At 69.7% G+C, this 17,580-nt stretch carries 17 protein-coding genes; 6 read left to right on the plus strand and 11 right to left on the minus strand.

Annotated features, from left to right (window positions below; genetic code table 11):
• Positions 1 to 141: 141 nt before the first annotated feature.
• The gene (locus AB0M01_RS07390; protein ID WP_363666528.1) at positions 142 to 1,083 is read left to right on the plus strand and encodes a zinc metalloprotease; all 942 of its coding nucleotides are present in this window, start codon (positions 142 to 144) and stop codon (positions 1,081 to 1,083) included.
• Positions 1,084 to 1,183: 100 nt separating this feature from the next.
• Complete coding sequence (locus AB0M01_RS07395; protein WP_363666530.1) at positions 1,184 to 2,323, plus strand: D-alanyl-D-alanine carboxypeptidase family protein; 1,140 nt, start codon at positions 1,184 to 1,186, stop codon at positions 2,321 to 2,323.
• On the opposite strand, the gene AB0M01_RS07400 is transcribed toward AB0M01_RS07395, so the two are convergent.
• Positions 2,320 to 3,441 (minus strand): YhjD/YihY/BrkB family envelope integrity protein, encoded by a 1,122-nt coding sequence (locus AB0M01_RS07400; RefSeq protein WP_363666532.1) that lies wholly within the window; start codon positions 3,439 to 3,441, stop codon positions 2,320 to 2,322. The two genes, AB0M01_RS07395 and AB0M01_RS07400, sit on opposite strands and share 4 nt — an antisense overlap.
• A 54-nt stretch (positions 3,442 to 3,495) precedes the next feature.
• Positions 3,496 to 4,008, minus strand: coding sequence for a 2'-5' RNA ligase family protein (locus tag AB0M01_RS07405; protein ID WP_363666534.1), 513 nt, complete (start codon positions 4,006 to 4,008; stop codon positions 3,496 to 3,498).
• A gap of 130 nt (positions 4,009 to 4,138) precedes the next feature.
• On the opposite strand from AB0M01_RS07405, the gene AB0M01_RS07410 reads away from it, so the two are divergent.
• Positions 4,139 to 4,690, plus strand: coding sequence for an alpha/beta hydrolase (locus tag AB0M01_RS07410; RefSeq protein WP_363666536.1), 552 nt, complete (start codon positions 4,139 to 4,141; stop codon positions 4,688 to 4,690).
• Here AB0M01_RS07410 and AB0M01_RS07415 read toward each other — a convergent pair.
• Genes AB0M01_RS07415 through AB0M01_RS07440 form a run of 6 tightly spaced genes read right to left on the minus strand, consistent with a single transcriptional unit; the run spans position 4,687 to position 11,244 of the window.
• Entirely contained in the window at positions 4,687 to 5,718 is a 1,032-nt protein-coding gene (locus AB0M01_RS07415; RefSeq protein WP_363666538.1) for an iron-siderophore ABC transporter substrate-binding protein, read from the minus strand. The genes AB0M01_RS07410 and AB0M01_RS07415 overlap by 4 nt on opposite strands.
• Positions 5,719 to 5,755: 37 nt before the next feature.
• On the minus strand, positions 5,756 to 7,102 hold the full coding sequence (gene ngcE / locus AB0M01_RS07420) for an N-acetylglucosamine/diacetylchitobiose ABC transporter substrate-binding protein (RefSeq protein WP_363666540.1): 1,347 nt from the start codon (positions 7,100 to 7,102) through the stop codon (positions 5,756 to 5,758).
• Positions 7,103 to 7,111: 9 nt separating this feature from the next.
• A complete protein-coding gene (locus AB0M01_RS07425; protein WP_363666542.1) occupies positions 7,112 to 8,002 on the minus strand; it encodes a carbohydrate ABC transporter permease in 891 nt (296 codons plus the stop codon).
• Positions 7,999 to 9,000 (minus strand): sugar ABC transporter permease, encoded by a 1,002-nt coding sequence (locus tag AB0M01_RS07430; protein ID WP_363666544.1) that lies wholly within the window; start codon positions 8,998 to 9,000, stop codon positions 7,999 to 8,001. Before AB0M01_RS07430 ends, AB0M01_RS07425 begins: the two co-directional genes overlap by 4 nt.
• On the minus strand, positions 8,997 to 10,412 hold the full coding sequence (gene ngcE, locus AB0M01_RS07435; protein ID WP_363666546.1) for an N-acetylglucosamine/diacetylchitobiose ABC transporter substrate-binding protein: 1,416 nt from the start codon (positions 10,410 to 10,412) through the stop codon (positions 8,997 to 8,999). Before ngcE (AB0M01_RS07435) ends, AB0M01_RS07430 begins: the two co-directional genes overlap by 4 nt.
• A 22-nt stretch (positions 10,413 to 10,434) precedes the next feature.
• Positions 10,435 to 11,244, minus strand: a complete 810-nt coding sequence (locus AB0M01_RS07440) for an SIS domain-containing protein (RefSeq protein ID WP_363666548.1) — start codon at positions 11,242 to 11,244, stop codon at positions 10,435 to 10,437.
• A 209-nt stretch (positions 11,245 to 11,453) separates the two neighbouring features.
• Between AB0M01_RS07440 and AB0M01_RS07445 the strand changes: the two genes are divergently transcribed.
• Positions 11,454 to 12,509 carry a BadF/BadG/BcrA/BcrD ATPase family protein gene (locus AB0M01_RS07445; RefSeq protein ID WP_363666550.1) on the plus strand — a complete coding sequence of 352 codons (1,056 nt, stop codon included), beginning with the start codon at positions 11,454 to 11,456 and terminating at the stop codon, positions 12,507 to 12,509.
• 33 nt (positions 12,510 to 12,542) lie between these two features.
• Positions 12,543 to 13,097 (plus strand): RDD family protein, encoded by a 555-nt coding sequence (locus AB0M01_RS07450; protein ID WP_363666552.1) that lies wholly within the window; start codon positions 12,543 to 12,545, stop codon positions 13,095 to 13,097.
• Here the strand turns inward: AB0M01_RS07450 and AB0M01_RS07455 are convergent.
• Both AB0M01_RS07455 and AB0M01_RS07460 read right to left on the minus strand, forming a co-directional pair.
• On the minus strand, positions 12,990 to 13,637 hold the full coding sequence (locus tag AB0M01_RS07455) for a response regulator transcription factor (protein ID WP_363666554.1): 648 nt from the start codon (positions 13,635 to 13,637) through the stop codon (positions 12,990 to 12,992). The genes AB0M01_RS07450 and AB0M01_RS07455 overlap by 108 nt on opposite strands.
• 169 nt (positions 13,638 to 13,806) lie before the next feature.
• On the minus strand, positions 13,807 to 15,159 hold the full coding sequence (locus AB0M01_RS07460; protein WP_363666556.1) for a histidine kinase: 1,353 nt from the start codon (positions 15,157 to 15,159) through the stop codon (positions 13,807 to 13,809).
• Between the two features lie 195 nt (positions 15,160 to 15,354).
• Here AB0M01_RS07460 and AB0M01_RS07465 point away from each other — a divergent pair, with 195 nt between their 5' ends.
• A complete protein-coding gene (locus AB0M01_RS07465) occupies positions 15,355 to 17,103 on the plus strand; it encodes an alpha/beta fold hydrolase (protein ID WP_363666558.1) in 1,749 nt (582 codons plus the stop codon).
• Positions 17,104 to 17,153: 50 nt separating this feature from the next.
• Here the strand turns inward: AB0M01_RS07465 and AB0M01_RS07470 are convergent, their stop codons facing one another.
• Positions 17,154 to 17,534, minus strand: a complete 381-nt coding sequence (locus AB0M01_RS07470) for a YciI family protein (protein WP_363666560.1) — start codon at positions 17,532 to 17,534, stop codon at positions 17,154 to 17,156.
• Positions 17,535 to 17,580 lie beyond the last annotated feature (46 nt).

A 17,580-nucleotide genomic window follows, 5' to 3' on the forward strand; every position in this document is an offset into this window, starting at 1 on the left:
TTTTCTTCGGCTGCTTCCACTTCCTGACGCACGGCGCAGTACTGCCGTGGCACTGGTGGGTCTTCGGAAACCGCGGAACCGTGCTGAAAATCGGGTGATTCGGCCGCACCGCCCAAGTGGCCCGATCTGGAGGAGCGCGTCATGCGATCTTTCGTCAACCGTCCCCGCGCGTTCGCCGTACTGCTGGCTGGTGCTGCGCTCGCGTTCAGTCCGCTCGGTGGTCAGGCGAACGCGAAGTTGCCGGCCGACGTCACCGGGAACCCGTGTTTCAGTCCGGCGGAGTCGACGTCGGCGCGTGGTGGTCAGGAGGCCGACCACCGGGAGCTGAGTGTCGCCGAGCAGAAGGCCATCGACGCGCGGACCGCGGAGCTGGTCGCGGCCAAGCGGGCCCGGGGGCTCGCGCCGGCGCCCGGGAAGCTGGCCGCGGCGAACGTGCCGGTGTACGTCCACGTCATGCGCAGCAGCACCGGCGCCGGTGACGTGACCAACGCGCAGATCACCCAGCAGATCGCCGAGATGAACCAGAACTTCGCCGGCGGCGAGTCCAGCGCGGCGGCGAACACCGGGTTCACCTTCTCGCTGGCCGGGACCTACCGGTACAACAACAACACCTGGCACCGCGACGGCCAGAGCACGACGTACCGGTCGCAGACCCGCAAGGGCGGCAAGAACGCGCTCAACATCTGGCTGGTCAACTTCTCCTACCTCGGGATCGCGACCTTCCCGTGGGACTACTCGAGCAACCCGTCGATCGACGGCATCCGGGTGCAGTACAGCTCGCTGCCCGGCGGCTCCTCGACGAACTTCAACCTCGGCAAGACCGCGACGCACGAGGCCGGGCACTGGTTCGGGCTCTACCACACCTTCCAGGGCGGCTGTACGTCGACGAACGACTCCGTCGCCGACACCCCGGCCCAGGGCAGCGCGAGCAGCGGCTGCCCGACCGGCCGGAACTCCTGCTCGCTGCCGGGCAACGACCCGATCCACAACTACATGGACTACTCCTACGACTCCTGCTACAACCAGTTCACCCCGGGCCAGAGCTCCCGGATCAGCAGCATGTGGACGGCGTACCGCGCCTGATACCACCTGAACCGTGGTCCGGTCCTCTGCCCTGGCAGGGACCGGCCCCGGCAGGTTGTCCGCGTGGTGTTTGGACTGGAGGTTGTCTAGAGTGCCGCCGATGCGTGTGCTCCTGACGGCGTGCGCGACCACCGTGATGCTGGTGGCCGGCCCGCTCACAGCGACTGCCGCCGCCCAGGGCTCCCGGAGCCCGGTCGGCGGCGCCCAGCTGACCGCGGACGCCACGGTCGTCACGGCGGGCGCCAAGCCGCCGGCGGTGCAGGCAGGCTCGTACGTCGTCGCCGACCTCGACACCGGGACCGTGCTCGCCGCCAAGGCGCCGCACGCCAAGCTGCGCCCGGCGAGCACGCTCAAGACGCTGACCGCGCTGGTGCTGCTGCCGCGGCTGAACAAGGCCGACGTGGTGGTCGGGTCGGACGGCGACGCGGGCATCGAGGGCAGCAAGGTCGGCGTGTACCCCGGCCTGCGGTACTCCGTGGACCTGCTGTTCCAGGGCATGTTCCTGGCGTCGGGCAACGACGCGGTGCACGCGCTGGCCGAGCACGACGCCGGCGGGACGGCCGCGACGATCGAGCGGATGAACAAGAAGGCCGCCGAGATCGGCGCCCTCGACACGCACGTGACGGACCCGACCGGGTTGGACTCCGACGGGCAGGTGTCGTCGGCGTACGACCTGGCGCTGTTCGCGCAGGCCGGGCTGGGGCGGCCGGACTTCGCGAAGTACGCGTCGACGAAGTACACGAACTTCCCGCTCGCCAAGGCCGGGACGTACCAGGTCGCGAACCAGAACAAGCTGCTGTTCAACTACGACGGCGCGCTCGGGGTCAAGACCGGCTACACGACGCTGGCCCGCAACACGTTCATCGGGGCAGCCCGCCGCAACGGGCACACCCTGGTCGTCACGCTGATGAACTCACCGCACGGCATCACCGAGGACGCGACCAAGCTGCTCGACTGGTCGTTCGACCACTACACCGCGCTGAGCCCGATCGGCACGCTGGTCAAGCCGGCGGCGGCAGCGAAGACCGGGCCGAACATCTCGAAGAAGTCCGCCGCCGGTACGCCGTTGCCGAAGCGCACCCGCGCGGTCACGATGCCCGGCCTGGCCGTGCAGACGCTCGCGCTGCGGGTCCCGTCCTGGGCGTACGCCGCCCCGCTGTTCCTGCTCCTCGCGCTCTTCCTGCGCAGGCCCCGAGCGCTCCGCGTCCACAACCGCAAGAGCAAGGCCCGAAGGCACTAACGCCTCAGAGAACGAGCTGCTCTGGCGAGCTGGACGGTGATAGCTGTAGCGGTGACGCCGAGCAGCGCTCCGGCGGCGACAGCGACCGAGTCGGCCTTGCGGGCCGGAATCGGGACGACCTTGAACTTCTTCCCGGGCGGCCCCGGGAGTAGCCCGTTCTCGTCCGGCTCCGGGTTCGTCGAACCGTTCGTCCGCCGCCGCGGCACCGGCTGCTCGGTCTCGAACGGCATCGCGGCGCGGGCCGCTTCCTCCGCCTCACCGGTGTGCCAGCGGTGGTCGAGCGTGGCTTCCTTCGTCCAGGCCGCGATCAGCATGATCACCCGGGTCATCAGGTAGATCCAGACCAGCAGCGCCAGCGGCAGCGCGAGCGCGCCGTACGCCGCGTTGTTGCCGATCACGTTCTTCACGTACGCGTTGCCGAGCCTCTGCGCCGCGAAGAACACGACCCCGCCGGCCAGTGCGGCGATCAGCGCGACCTTGCGGGGCAGGATGATCCGCGGCATCGCGGTCTGCAGGTACAGGAACAGCACCGCGCCGGCCGCGATCCCGACCACGACGCTGATCGTGCCGAGCCCCCAGTCGGCCAGCCAGGTGCCGTCCAGGTCGACCCAGCCGACGATCCTCTTCGACAGCCCGGACAGCACCGACGAGGCGAGCGTGGCCAGGATGCCGATCAGGCCGAGACCGATCAGGGCGCCGAGGTCCTCGACCTTCAGCTTGACCGCGTTCCCGGGCTGGTCGTCGAGCTCGTGCATGGACCGGATCGAGGCGCGCAACGAGTCGATCCAGCCCAGCCCGGTGAGCAGCAGCGAGACGCCGGAGATCAGCCCGATGGTGCCGGCGTTGGCGATCAGCGAGTCGATGTCGATCTGGTCGCCGATCCCGGGCAGGTTCTTGGCCAGCGCCTTCTTCATCACGTCGATGGCGCTCGGCGGCAGCAGCTTGCCGACGACGGCCGCGGCCAGCACGATCAGCGGGAACATCGACAGGAAGCCGAAGAAGCTCGTTGCCCCGGCCAACCGGTTGCCGCGGCGGTCGCCGTACCGCTTCCAGGCCCGCCACAGCTGCGTGCGGCTGAACCGCGCCCAGACCGCCTTGCCCCGTTCCTTGACGCCCATTGCTCTCCTGTACCCCGACCACCAGCCCGTACGCCGTACAGCCTGGCAGGTGCCTCAGCCCTTGAGCGGGAAGGCGCGCTGCGGGCGCCAGACGCCGTCGGCGCCGTGCTCGTACCGGCTGAAGGCCGCGACGTCGAACGCGCAGTCGTAGTCGGTGAGCGTCTCGTAGGCCCGGTCCAGCGACTCCTTGTCGAGGTCGTGGGCGACCGTGACGTGCGGGTGGTACGGGAACCGCAGGTCGACCGTGAGCGGCCCGGAGCGGACCTGGGACTGCAGCACCTCGCAGGACGAGATGCCCTCGGCGACCATCACGAAGACCACCGGCGAGATCGGCCGGAAGGTACCGGTGCCGCGCAGCCGGATCCGGAAGCTCGGGAACCGGGCGGCCAGCTCGCGCAGGTGCTCGTCGATCCGCGGCAGGTCCTCGTCGGCCACCTCGGTCGGCGGCAGCAGCGTGACGTGGGTCGGGATCGAGGAGGCCATCGGGTCCCCGAAGTCGGCCCGGTACTTCTGCAGCTCCGAGCCGAAGGGTTCGGCGATCGGAATCGCGACACCGATCGTCGCCATCAGGGCATCGCGGAGGGGACGACGGCTGCAGACATACCCCGATTCTGACACCGTCCCGGGTCGGTCCCGTACCCGGGGACGGTGTCGGATTCCTCATACCGGAACCCTGACGGGTCATAGACTCCGAGCTATGACCTCACGGCACGCGGTGATCGTTCCCGGCGGCCAGTACGGCCCGCACGCGCCTCTGCTGATGTTCAGCGCCGACGCGGCCGAACGCCGGGGCGCCACCCTCCACCCGGTGGAGTGGAAGGACCGGGAGAAGGCCCTGGAGCTCACCGAGGCCCAGCTGGAGGCCTGGGTGATCGGCCAGGTCTCCCCACACCTACCGCTCGGCGCCGCGGGGTCAGGCCTGCTGCTGGTCGGCAAGTCCCTCGGCACCCACGCAGCAGCCCTGGCCGCCGAACGCGGCCACCCAGCGGTCTGGCTGACGCCCCTGCTGACCTACCCCCAGGTGCGCGCAGCGCTGGAGCGCTCCCGCTCCCCGTTCCTGCTCGTCGGCGGCACCGCCGACCCGCTGTGGGACGGCGACTTGGCGCGCCAGCTCACGCCGTACGTGCTGGAGGTGCCAGGAGCGGACCACGGCATGTACGTCCCGGGCCCGCTCGCCGCCTCCACCGCTGTGCTGGGTGAAGTCGCCACCGCCGTCGAGAACTTCCTCGACGAGGTCATCTGGCCTTAGGCCGTGGTCGCCGGGTCGCCGTCGACGGCGGCCTTGAGCTTGGGGACCAGTTGGTCGAGGACGATCGGCAAGCTCAGGACCGAGACGAAGCTCGTCGCGCCGTACAGGGGGTCGTCGAAGTTCTCCTCGACGAAGATGTCGCGGCCCTGGGTGCGGACCGGGAGGTTCTTGTACAGCGGGTCGGCCTGGAGCTTCGCGGTGCCGCCCTTGGTGGGGAACCAGACCAGCGCCTGCTGGTCGAGGAGCTTGATCCGCTCGGCGCTGATGTTGGCGCCGAACTTGTCGCCGATCAGGCTGTCCAGGCCGCTCGGGAGGGTGAAGCCGAGGTCGGTGAGCAGGCCGGAGCGTGGGTCCTGGCTGCCGTAGATGAAGTAGCCCTCGTACGGCGTCGCCATCAGCGCCGGCTTGCCCTGGAACTCGGGGTGCTCGGAGCGGACCTTCGCGAACCGGTCCTCGATGCCCTTGACCAGCTCGTCGGCCTGCTTCGGCTTGCCGACCGCCTGGCCGACGGTGCGGGCCGCGTCCTGCCAGGCGACGCCGTAGTCCGGCAGGCCGGGCGGCTGGGCGACCGTGGGCGCGATCGCGGTCAGCTTCTTGTAGTCGTCGGCGGTGATCCCGGAGTACAGCCCGATGATCAGGTCCGGCCGGAGCGCGGCGATCTGCTCGAACTGGATCCCGTCCTTGTCCTTCAGCACGGTCGGCAGCGGCCGGTCGCCGAGCTTGTCCTTGGCCCACGGGAACAGCGCGCCGGGCTTCTCGCCGAACCACTCGGTGGTGCCGACCGGTACGACGTCCAGCGCGAGCAGCGCGTCCTGCTCGATCAGCCCGACCGAGACGACCCGCTGCGGCGCGGCCTTGATCTCGGCGGTGCCGAACTTGTTCTTGATCGAGACCGGGAACGCGCCCGCCTCGGAGCCGGCCGAGCTGCCCTCGCCGGACGCGGCCGGTTCCTCGGCACCGGAGCCGCAGGCGGTCAGGACGAACGGAACGACAGCCAGCAACGCCAGCGGCCGGAGGATCGAGCGCATCACTACCTCACAAGGGATTAGGTTTGTCTTACCTTACTCAATCCCGGTGGTACTTCGTGATCGCGCTGTCCTGCTTCACCTTGTCCGCCGCGGCCTGCACACGCGCGGTCCACTCGTCGACACGGAACGCACCCGCGAGGAACTGCCCGGTCAGCTGCCCGGCCGTCGTCCCGAGCGTCGGGTACCAGTCCGCGAAGTACCAGCGGATCGCCTGGTCCCCCGCCGCCGTCAGCAGGTCACGCGCCGAGCGCAACGCCGTACCGATCTCCTGGCCGTCGGCAGCACCCCGTACGACGGTCAGCCGGTTGGTCTCCTTGGTCACCTGCCCGGCGACCTCGCGTGACAGCATCGCCCGCAGGTACTCGACGCCACCGGGCTCGTTCGGCCCCTTGGCCGGCACCAGCAGCGGCGACCCAGGCTCGACGTGCACGCCGCGCGGCAGCGCCGGCGACCCGTCCAGCGGCGGCAGCCCGAACACGGTCAGCCCGAAGCCGTCCGGGATCACCGGCTTCATCTCGTTCTCCAGCCAGTTCCCGCACGGCAGCAGACCGGCCTTCGACTGCATCAGCCGGGTCTGCGAGCCGGTGTGGTCGAGCTCGGACGTCCCGGTCGCGATCAGCCCGCGCCGGGCCAGCTCGCCGAAGGCGGTGATCGCGCGGGTGACGCTCGGGTCCTTCCAGGCGCCGTCCTCGAGGTTGTCGATCCGTTTGGCGACGTCGTGGCCGCCGGTCTTCACGGCGAGCGTCAGCACCGCCTCGAACACGTAGTACGGGTGCACCCCGGCGTACGTGAACGGGCCGAGCCCGGCGGCGCGCATCTCGGCGCCCAGCGCCAGCAGCTCGGGCCAGGTGCGCGGCAGGTCCCAGCCGCGCTGCTGGAAGAGGCGGGCGGAGTACCAGAGGCCGTAGACGTCGACCAGGTAGTTCAGCGAGCGCAGCGAGCCGTCGTACCGGCCGGAGTCGAGCAGGCCGGGCAGTACGACGTCCTGGACCTTCGCGTCCTTGTTCTCCCAGGAGGGGGCGGCCAGCAACGGCCCGAGGTCGGTCAGCTGCCCGTCGGCGACCAAGCGGCTGACAGTCAACGCCTTGTCACCAGTGTTCAGTACGACGTCCGGCGGGCTCCCAGCTGCGAACCGCGACTGCAGCAGGTCCCGCAGCTGCTTGGTGGGCGTCACGGTGACCGTCGCCTGCTGGTACTTGGCCCGGTACTGCGGAGCGCCGAAGCCGCCGTACTCCTCGGAGACGACGACCTCGACCGGCCTGTCGGCGACCACCCCGAACGGGTTGTCCTTGGTCCGCGCCGGACCGGTGGGCTTCTCGGAGCTACAACCAGCAAGCAGGGCGCTCGCGAGAGCGCCCTGCAAGACCGTACGCCGTTTCAGCACGCCCGCAGGCTACTTCACGCCCCCGGCGGTGACCGAGACCTGCAGCTGACGCTGGAAGATGATGTAGACGACCAGCACCGGCGCCACCGTGATCACCACGGCCGCGAACAGCGCACCGAAGTCGACCGCGTAGCCGGCCTGCGACGCGAACGACGCCATGCCCTGGGAGAGCACGTAGTTGTTCGAGTCGGTGTTCAGCGCGACCGGGAGCAGGAACTGGTTCCACAGGCCGAGGAAGTTGAAGATCGCGACCGAGGCCATACCCGGCTTGGCCATCGGCAGCATCACCGAGAAGAACGTCCGCCACTCGCCGGCGCCGTCGATCTGCGCCGCCTCGTAGATCTCGTGCGGCAGCGCCTTGAAGAAGCTGTGCAGGAAGAACACCGTGAACGGCAGCGCGAACGCGACGTACGTGGCGATCAGCCCGGGCAACGTGTTCAGCAGCGAGAGGTTCTTCAGCACGAAGAACAGCGGCACGATCGCCAGGAAGACCGGGAAGGTCAGCCCGGCCAGCATGCTGTAGTAGATCAGCCGGTTGCCAGGGAAGGTGAACCGGGCCAGCACGTACGCGCACATCGCGCCGAGGATCATCACCAGCACCAGCGCGCTGCCGACGACGATCACGGTGTTCGCGAAGTAGCGGCCGATCCCGGCCGTCGTCCAGGCGTTGACGTAGTTCTCGAACCGCAGCGAGCTGGGCAGCGACAGCGGGTTCCCGAGGACCTCCTGCGTCGTCTTGAACGACGACAGCACGGTCCACAGCAGCGGCAGGATGACCAGCAGCGACCACAGGATCAGCGCGACGTGGGCCGTGACGGCCACGCCGCGGCCTTCCGGAGCCTGCTTGCGGGGGGCCGGGGTGTCGGACACCACGGCCCGGTCGGCGGTGGTTGTCGTCATCGGCGTACCTTCTTCTTCGGCTCACGTCCGCCGGTCAGGGCGTTCACGGTGAAGACCAGCAGCGCGAACAGCATCGTCACCGCGGCCAGGACCACACCCATCGCTGTCGAGTACCCGAACTGCCCCTTGGTGAAGGCCGTCGTGAACAGCTGCTGCGGCATCACCAGGGTCGAGTTCTGCGGTCCACCGCCCGGGTTCAGCGCCTGCATGTAGACGAACGCGTCCAGCGCGGCGATCCCGAGGTAGACGTAGGCCGTCTGCACGTTGTCGCGGATCAGCGGCACGGTGATGGACACCGCGCTGCGGAACCGGCCGGCGCCGTCGATCCGGGCCGCCTCGAACACCTCGGGGTCGATCCCCCGGATGGCGGCGATGAACAGCACCATGTAGAACCCGACGCCGCCCCAGATCATCACGAACATCGAGGCCGGCATCGCTGTCCGGGCATCGCCGAGCCAGGCGAAGTTCTCGAACCCGTGCAACCCGATCTTGTTCAGGACCGCGTCCAGGATGCCCGAGCTCGGGGTGAACACCTGGGCCCAGATCAGGCCGATCACGATCGCCGGGATCACGTACGGGAAGAACGAGACGATCCGGTAGAAACCGGCGTTCTTCAGTCCGCGGACGGTCCCGGTGCCGGAGCCGCCGATCGTCACCAGCGTGGCCAGGGTCAGCGACAGCACGATCGTCACCAGCGGTACGACGACCGCCAGCAGCACGTTGTTGCGCACGGCCTTCAGGAAGATGTCGTCGTGGAACAGCCGGACGTAGTTGTCGAAGCCGACGAAGTTCATCCCCGAGCTGAACCCCGACCAGTCGGTCAGCGAGTACCACAGCGCCTGCACGAACGGCGAGACCACGAAGATCACGAACACCGCCAGCGGCAGGCCGAGGAACACGACCATGAAGCTGACCCGGTCGAAGGTCAGCGGCCGGCGGCGCCGGGGGGCGGACCGCTTGGGTCCGCCTCCCGGCACGGCCTCTTGCTGCACGGTCACTTGGTGACCGGGATCTTCTTGACGGAGCTGTCGTTCCGTACCTTGTCGGTGATCTGCTGCAGGCCCTTGGTCAGGCCCGCCGCGTCCAGCTGGCCGGACAGGAACGAGTTCCAGACCACCAGCTGGTCGGTGTTCATGCCGTACAGGCCGAAGACCTGGTAGTCGAAGACGTTGGTGCCGGCGGCGTCCAGCATCTGGGTCTGCGACTGCAGCGCGGTCGAGCCGAAGCCGTCGGCGGGCACCAGGCCCTTGACGATGGTCGGCGCGAGCCGGGTCTTGGCGAAGTTGGTCGCCGCCTCCTTGGACAGCATCGCCCGCAGCAGCTCCTTGCCGCCGGCAACGTTCTTGCCCTTGGCCGGGACGATGAACGGCTCACCGGCCGCGCTGCGCAGCGACTCGTAGGGCAGCTTCGGGCTGGCGGTCAGGGTCGGCTCCGGGACGCCCTTCATGTTGAAGCCCGCCTTGGTGGCCTTCTTCATCTCGTTCTCGATCCACGAGCCCGAGGGGTAGAGGATGGCCTGCTGGTCGTTGCTCCACTTGGCCTGCGCGGCGGTGAACTGGGTGCCGGCGCCACCGGGCACGAAGTACCCGTTCTTGACCATCGTCTCCAGGGCCTTGAAGATGCCCTGGAACTGCGGCATCGACCAGCAGTTCTCCTTGAGGTTCTCCAGCGCCAGCCGGACCTCGTCGCCACCCTCCTTGATGGCGCCGTCGACGGCCATCGTGTGGTAGTAGGTGGCGGCTTCCTTGCCCCAGACGAACAGGTACTTGCCCTTGGCCTTGGCCTTGGCGCCCAGGTCGAGCAGCTCGTCGTAGGTCTTCGGCGGGGTCCAGCCGTTCTCCTGGAACAGGCTGTCGGAGTACCAGATGCCGTACAGCGTGAGCACGTAGTTCATCGCGACGAATTTGCCGTCGTACGTGCCCGGGTTCTTGGCCCCCGGGTACAGGGTGTCGGCGATCTTGGTGCCCTCGTAGTTGTTGGCCTCGAAGACGTCGTCCAGCGTCGACAGCTGGTCCAGGATCGTGTTGAAGCCGATCTGGTTCGCGCCGGAGTTGTCGATCAGGTCCGGCGGGTTGCCACCGACGAAGCGCGGCTGCAGCTGCTGCGCGATCTGGGTGGACGGCGCGACCTTGAAGGTCGAGCCGGCGAACTTCTTCTGCGCGATGTCGGCCGCGAACTGCACGTAGTCGTAGCCGTAACCACCGTTGAAGATGACCGCGTCGACGGTCGCCTTGTCCGCCATCCCGAACGGGTTGTCGGCGGACTTCTCGCCACCACCGGTGGAACCGCTGTCGTCACTGCCGCTGCCGGCGCAGGCGGCCAGAAGCGTGCTGCCACCGGTGGCCAGCAGGGTGCCGACCGCCGCGCGCTGCAGGAACAGCCGCCGCGACAGTTTGTTGGGAGTACTCATGGTCCCGCCTTCCGAGAGTGTTTCAGGCAGTACGACGGATCCGGCCGGCGTACTTTGCTTCCAGGGCGTGGTTGTGGTCGTCGCCGCCGGGAATGTTCGCGGACAGGTAGACCGGAGGGGTGACACCTGCTTCGGCGAGCCGGCGCAGCACCTCTGCGACCAGCATCTGCGCGATCAGCGCCGCGGTGATGGACGACACGGCGCAGACCTTGCCGAAACCTGGCAGTTCGAGCACCGAGTCGCCGTACGGCGCGTGGTTGTCGAGCACCACGTCGGCGAAGTCGATCAGCTTCTTGCCCGACGGGTGCCGCGATTCGACGCCGGCCGTGTGCTGCAGCGACGTGATCGCGATCAGGGGGTGACCGTGCTCCTTCACGACGCTGGCCAGCTCGACGATCGAGCCGTTCACGCCGGAGTTGGAGGCGATCACGAACAGGTCGTTCTTCTGCGCGGCGCTCAGTTCGTACAGCCGGCGCGAGATCGACGGGTCGCGCTCGAGCTCGCCGCTGCGCAGCACCTCGATCGGCTCGCCGCCGATCAGGACCAGGTCGCGCAGCGCGAGCCGGTTGGTCGCGATCAGGCCGCCGGCCCGGCCGGCGATCTCCATCGCGAGCGCCTCGGAGTGCCCGGACCCGAAGGCCTGGATGACGCCGTCGTTGCGCAGCGAGCTGACGAACAGCTCCGCCGCGTCCTGGATCGGGCCGTCGATCTGCTCGGTGACCGCGGCCAGGATCGGTGTCAGCGTGTGAACATACGACTGCGCACTGACGCCGCCGGTGTCGTTGCCCGATCCCGCGTGCGCGCCGGTGCTGCCGTCCGTCGTACTGGCCATCAGAGGCCCCGCCCCTCCACTAATGTGTTCGCCGCGACACACCTGGTGCCGACAAGTGCGCAAGTTTGCGGTTTGCTGGACAGAACTTTTCTCACCTGGCAGCTAAAGTCAAGGCTCATCTCACTCTTCCCTCCAGATCGGGACCGTTGCGTGACCTTGCACGTTATTGTCCATTAACGGCTCTGATTGAGCAGTTTGGAGCACCGCCTATGTCCGTCGAGCACGCTCTCCCGGAACCACAGGACCCAGTGGTCCTGCGACCTGACACCACACTGGTCCTAGGCGGCGACCTCGGCGGGACCTCCACCCGGATCGTGATCGCGGACCACAACGGCAACGTAGTCGGTCGCGGGGCTGCCGCGGGCGGAAATCCGACCAGCCACCCCGCGAGCGCCGCGGCGAACTTCGGGCAGGCGATCCGGCAGGCGCTGACCGGCCTCGATCCGGCCTCCGTGCGGGCCGCGGTGATCGGCGCGGCGGGCGGTTCGGCGCTGTCCAAGCCGGAGGTCGCGGCACAGTTCGACGCCGCCTGGTCGGGCGCCGGCCTGGTCTGCGTACCGCGCTACATCGGCGATCTGGAGGTCGCGTTCGCCTCCGGTACGCCGGAAGCCGACGGCGCCGTGCTGATCGCGGGCACCGGCAGCGCGGCCGGCCTGGTCCGCGACCACCGGCTGGTCCGGACCGCCGACGGCCACGGCTGGCTGCTCGGCGACGACGGCTCGGGCTTCTGGCTCGGCCGCGAGGCGATGCGCAGCCTGTTGCGCGCGATCGACCAGGGCGAGCCGATCGGCGGGCTCGGCGAGGCCGTCGTCCAGGCGGTGCTACCGGGCTGGGATCCGGGCGACGTCGCGGAGCGTGAAGGCTACGACCTGCTCCGTGACGACCTGATCCGGACCGTGAACTCGCGTCCGCCGGTCCTGCTGGCCGAACTGGCGCGCACGGTGGTGGCGGCGTACGACCAGAACGACAAGACCGCGCACGCCCTGGTGAAACGCGCAGCCGAACTGCTCACAGAAACGGTCAGCCGGCTGAGGACAACGTCGGACAACGGGCCTCTGGTGCTCACCGGAAGCGTTGCCGGCGAGTCGTCCCCGGTCGGAAAGTTGTTGCGGCAGAGCATCCGGGACCACTTCGACGGCGAGGTGCTGACAGCGCACGACGGCGTCGGGGGCGCCACCTGGCTGGCGCTGGGGGCGCTGGACCCGGCGCTGGCGACGCGGGAGAACCACACCAGGCTGGTCGCTCCGCGAAACTCAACTGTTTGAACCACCCCGCGGGATCGGTGCGATGATCACCAGGTGACTGCTCTCACGCCCGCGTCGACCCGAGTGGTTCCCCGGCGATGCCTTCAGTGGGGGATCGACGTCCTGCTGGTGTTCGTGCTGTCCGTACTGATCGCCGCGCTGACCCTGTGGAGCGCGACGAAGCTGGGCGGGCACGGGCCCTGGCTGCTCCGGCTGGCGGCCTTCACGTTCGTCGGCTCGATCGGTCTGCTCCAGATCGGCAACGACATCCTCCTGCCCCTGCACAACGGCGGGCGGACGGTCGGGATGCTGGTGACCGGCCTGCGGACCGTGACGCTGGAGGGAACCCTGCCGAGCTGGAAACAGTTCGGCGTCCGGTACCTGCTGTGGACCGTCGACGGTCTGTTCTGGGGGATCGTCGGCTTCGTGGTGATGCTCTGTACGCCGTACCGGCAGCGCCTCGGCGACCTGCTCGCGCGGACCGTGGTGGTGCGGTTCTGGTCAGCCGACCAGCCGGTTCTCCCAGGCCCAGACAGCGAGCTCGGTGCGGTTGCGGAGCCCGAGCTTCCGCTGGGCGTTGGCCAGGTGCGACTTGACCGTGGACAGTGACAGCACCAGCTCATCGGTGATCTCGCTGTTCGTCCGGCCCCGCGCCGCCGCCCGGACCACGTCGAGCTCGCGCTCGGTCAGCGGATGGGCGCCCGGCGCGGCCGGCGCGGCGGCCTCGGTGAAGCGTTCGAGCAACCGGGCGGTGACCGACGGGGAGACGATCGACTCGCCGTCGGCGGCCGCCCGGACCGCCTCGAGCAGCAGGCGCGGACCGGCGTCCTTCACCAGGAACCCGCAGGCCCCGGCGCGCAGCGCGGCGTAGACGTTCTCGTCGACGTCGTACGTCGTCACCACGACCACCCGCAACGGCTCGGCGACGCCCGGACCGGCGAGCAGCCTGGTCGCCTGGATGCCGTCGATCAGCGGCATCCGGATGTCCATCAGGACGACGTCGGGCCGCAGCTCGCGGGCGAGCCGGACCGCTTCCTCCCCGTCGGCCGCCTCGCCGACCACCTCGACACCGGGTTCGGAGGTCAGGATCAGCCGGAAGCCGGTCCGCACCATCGCTTGGTCGTCGGCCAGCAGCACCCGCACCTTCACCAGCTCCTCGTCTCGGTGGTGCGACGCCCGGCGGGCCGGCCTCCGACGAGCCGGTCGCGGAGATCCGCTCTCGGCCGGCAGCCTAGCGCTGGGGGTTTCGGTGCGACGGGCGCGGTCGGCGGGGCCGGCTTGCTGGACGGGGCCGGCGAGCCGGGCCGGATCGACGGGTTCACCGGGACAGCTGCTCGGGTGCCGGGTCGATCGGAAGCGTCACGCGGACCAGCCAGCGCCGGGAGTCCGCCGACAGCCCAGCGGCGAGGGACCCGCCGACGGCCTGGGCCCGTTCGGTCATCCCGAGCACACCGAAGCCCTCACCGCGGGCCGCTCCGGGCGGGACGGCGTTGCCGATCTCGAGCTCGAGCCCAGCGGTGAGTCCCTTCCGGGCGAGCCGGGCGGTGACGTCGATCGGAGTCCCCGGTACGGCGTACCGGCGGGCGTTCGTCACCGCTTCGAGAACGATCCGGTGCGCCGCGACGATCAGTGCCGGGGGCAACGACAGGGACGCGAGCTCGGCCGGGACGGTCAGCCGCACCCGCGGGTCGGCACCGCAGGCGTCCGCCAGCTCGGCCGGTAGCACACCCCGACCGCCGGCAGCCTGCTCGCCGCTGTCCTCACGAAGCATCCCCACCAGCCGCCGCATCGCCTGCAACGCCTCGCCACCGGCCCGCTCGATCTCCGCGAACACCTCCCCCGCAGGCGTCCCCGCCCCCGGAGCCGGGGAGACGTCCAGAGCGGAGGTCGCAGCAGGGGCCGTCTGCTTGGGCGGAGGCGCTGCTGAGCGCTGAGGCGGTGGCCCTTCCGGGGGCGTGGTCGGCGTCGAGTCCGATCGGGTCGACAACAGGTGGGCGGCCTGGGCGAGGACGACGATCCCGCTGACGTGGTGCGCGACGAAGTCGTGCAGCTCGCGGGCCAGGGCGAGGCGTTCGGTTTCGCGGGCCGTGCGGAGGCGGGTCGTGTAGGCGGCCTCCGCGTCGCGGAGGAGCAGGCCGACGGCGACGCTTCCGCCCCACAGGAGTGCCGCAGGAATCGCGGTCAGCGCCCACGGGGAGCCGAAACCGAAGCGCAGGGGCGCGGCAACGGTGGCCGCAACGCCGGCGAGAACCACCAGCGGGACGATGCGGCGGGTCGGCAACTGGTGGCAGACCGCGCCACAGAGCAGTGCGAGTGCGACGGCTTCGGTCAGCGCGGGTTGTGCCGGGACGCGGGCACCGGCCAGTGCCGCCATGCCGCTGGCCACGCTCACCAGGAGCGACGCCGCCGCAACCACCGTCGTCAGTACGGCGATCCGGCCGAACCTGCGGCGCAGGACCGCGACCACGGCCGCGCCGGTGCCGATCGCCGGGGTGATCGCGGTGAACGGGACGGCGAGCAGGCCGGACTCGGGTCTCGGAGTCACCAGGGTGATGACCAGGTCGGCGACGGTGACCAGCGCGAGCCCGACGATCTCGACCATCAGCGGTGTACGGCGGTACCGGGAGGAAGATCGCGCCGTGGGCTCCGGGGACGCGGCAGCGGTCGTCATGGCTCCAGCATGCCGTGCCGCCGGGACACCGCGCGTCGGCCCGACGGCTGGAGTCGGACCTGGCCGAAAGGACTAGACGGCGATCAGGAACCGGCCGATCGGTGGTGCACCCCGTACTCGGGCCCGCCCTAGCGTCGAGGTGCCGCCGACCGCCCCCGGCTCCGGCGGACGAATCCATCGTGAGGAAGGAAGGGCATGAAACGCCTACGCACAGGTCTCGCCGTCGCGGCGTCGTTGTCGGTGGTCGCCGTCCTGGTCCCCTTGACGTCCGCGGGTGCGGCCGGCGAGCCGGACCTGTCGAAGTACACCGGTCAGAAGCTTGCCTGGGGCACCTGCGCCTTCAAGGCCGAGGTGCCGGTGCAGTGCGCCCAGCTGACCGTTCCCCGGGACTGGGCCGCTCCCGACGCCGGCAAGGACCTCCAGGTCTCGGTCAGCCGGGTCGCCGCGACCGGCGCCAAGGACGACTACCAGGGGGTCGTGCTGACCAACCCGGGCGGGCCCGGCGGCCAGGGCACCGGGCTGGCCGCCGATCTCGCCAAGCTGCAGCCGACGCTGAACGCGCAGTACGACGTACTGGGCATGGACCCGCGCGGTACCGGACAGCAGGGAGCGGCCGGGCCGGCCGGGCTCGGCATCACCTGCCAGGTGCCGACCGGTCGTCTGCCCGAGGGCCCGCTCGACGCGCGGGACCGCTCGCGGCAGAGCATCGCCGACCACCAGCAGGCCCCGAAGGCGATCGCCGAGGCCTGCCAGAGCGTCGCCGAGGCGCCGTACATCACGACCTGGCAGACCGCGCACGACATGGACCTGCTCCGGCAGTTGCTTGGGGCAACGAAACTGAACTACGTCGGCTACTCCTACGGCACCTGGCTGGGCGCGAAGTACGCGTCGCTCTTCCCCGCGAGCACCGGCCGGATGGTGCTCGACTCGAGCGTCGACTTCCAGGGCCGGCTGCAGGCCGACTTCGAGGACTTCCCGCGGATGGGCCAGCGGCAGGCCGAGCAGGTCTACCTGCCGTGGCTGACCCGCAACCTGCCCGACGTGTTCGGGACCACCACCCGGCAGGCGAAGGCGGCGATCGAACGAGGCCGGGCCAAGGCGAGTGGTCTGGGCGTCAGCCCGGACGCGTACGACGCACTGCTGATCGGGAACGGCAGCGAGCTGAACTGGTTGCTCCGGGCCCTGGTTCTCACGCTGGTGATCGACGGCGACACAGCCGGCGTGAAGAAACTCGGTGCGCTGCCGGCCGGGCTGCGCGGCAAGGTCGACGCGGTGTCGCGGGACCGCTTCGGGGTCGTCACCGCGAAGCTGACCACGGCGGCGGTGGTGAAGGCCGGCCTCGGGCAGGAGGTCCCGGACTACCAGCAGGTGCCGATCACGCGGTACGCCGTCGCGTGCAACGACCAGGTGACGAAGTCGACGCAGTGGTACAAGTCGCTGAGTGACCTGCAGGGGCTGAAGTACCCGGCGTACGGGTGGCAGTACGGACTGAGCGAGGTGTGCGGCCCGTGGTCGGACGCGCCGGAGCAGACGCTGCCCCAGCTGCCGAAGTCGGTGCGCGACCAGGTCCTGGTCGTGCAGGGTGAGTTCGACCCGCAGACGTCGTACGAGCAGGCGATGAGCGCGGTGCGCAAGGCGCCGGGTGTGGACGTGCTGCGGGTCGACGACGCGGCGTTCCACGGGCAGTACGGGTTACAGGGGAACCCGTGTGTCGACGGGGTCGTGAACACGTATCTGCTGTTCGGGTCGAAGAGCGACAACAGTCTGTGCCCGTCGGTGCCGCTGCCGGGTGAGGACAAGGTGTTCCCGGTCCGTGGTCCGGTCGACGGTTACCTCGGCGGGCACCGGGCCGAGCGGACCGCCGTTCTCAAGTCGGTCGACGACCAGCTGCGGCTGAAGCTGTCCGACGAGATCTCCACGGTGAACCGGCTGGTCACCCGCTGATCCACGGATGAGAGCCGGCCCCGGACCTTCCGGTCCGGGGCCGGCTGCTGCTAGTCGGCGGAGATGAGGCGGACCTCGACCGCGGAGAACTCCGCCTCGGGGATGCGGGCGGCGATCTCCTCGGCCCGGGCCGGGGAGGCGACGTCGACGATGAAGACGCCGGCGAGTTGCTCCTTCGCCTCGGAGTACGGGCCGTCGGTGGTCGCGCGGACGCCCTCGCGGACCCGGACCACCTTGCCCTTGGCCGGCGCCTCCAACGGGCTGGCGGAGACCAGCTCGCCGGAGGTGTCGAGCTCGGTGAGCAGGTCGTCGAGCTGCTTGGCGAGCGCATCGCGGGCCGCGCGCGGCAGCGCGATGCCCTCCTCGGTGTGCAGGAACGACGGGTGACCCCAGGTCTTGGGGTTGCTGTGGATCAGCAGCAGGTACTTCACGGGACTTCCTCTCGTCGGAACGGATCTTCGCAGCAGAGGTCGGAGG

The organism is Kribbella sp. NPDC051770 (assembly GCF_040681455.1).
Classification (GTDB): domain Bacteria; phylum Actinomycetota; class Actinomycetes; order Propionibacteriales; family Kribbellaceae; genus Kribbella.

What these genes read in the sequence shown, in the direction of transcription:
- AB0M01_RS07405 (WP_363666534.1), bottom strand. Translation starts at nt 4,008, where the DNA reads ATGGCGACGATCGGTGTCGCGATTCCGATCGCCGAACCCTTCGGCTCG.
- AB0M01_RS07460 (WP_363666556.1), bottom strand. Translation starts at nt 15,159, where the DNA reads ATGACGACCGCTGCCGCGTCCCCGGAGCCCACGGCGCGATCTTCCTCC.
- AB0M01_RS07415 (WP_363666538.1), bottom strand. Translation starts at nt 5,718, where the DNA reads ATGCGCTCGATCCTCCGGCCGCTGGCGTTGCTGGCTGTCGTTCCGTTC.
- AB0M01_RS07395 (WP_363666530.1), top strand. Translation starts at nt 1,184, where the DNA reads ATGCGTGTGCTCCTGACGGCGTGCGCGACCACCGTGATGCTGGTGGCC.
- ngcE (WP_363666546.1), bottom strand. Translation starts at nt 10,412, where the DNA reads ATGAGTACTCCCAACAAACTGTCGCGGCGGCTGTTCCTGCAGCGCGCG.
- AB0M01_RS07425 (WP_363666542.1), bottom strand. Translation starts at nt 8,002, where the DNA reads ATGACGACAACCACCGCCGACCGGGCCGTGGTGTCCGACACCCCGGCC.
- AB0M01_RS07440 (WP_363666548.1), bottom strand. Translation starts at nt 11,244, where the DNA reads ATGGCCAGTACGACGGACGGCAGCACCGGCGCGCACGCGGGATCGGGC.
- AB0M01_RS07410 (WP_363666536.1), top strand. Translation starts at nt 4,139, where the DNA reads ATGACCTCACGGCACGCGGTGATCGTTCCCGGCGGCCAGTACGGCCCG.
- AB0M01_RS07445 (WP_363666550.1), top strand. Translation starts at nt 11,454, where the DNA reads ATGTCCGTCGAGCACGCTCTCCCGGAACCACAGGACCCAGTGGTCCTG.
- AB0M01_RS07465 (WP_363666558.1), top strand. Translation starts at nt 15,355, where the DNA reads ATGAAACGCCTACGCACAGGTCTCGCCGTCGCGGCGTCGTTGTCGGTG.
- AB0M01_RS07400 (WP_363666532.1), bottom strand. Translation starts at nt 3,441, where the DNA reads ATGGGCGTCAAGGAACGGGGCAAGGCGGTCTGGGCGCGGTTCAGCCGC.
- AB0M01_RS07390 (WP_363666528.1), top strand. Translation starts at nt 142, where the DNA reads ATGCGATCTTTCGTCAACCGTCCCCGCGCGTTCGCCGTACTGCTGGCT.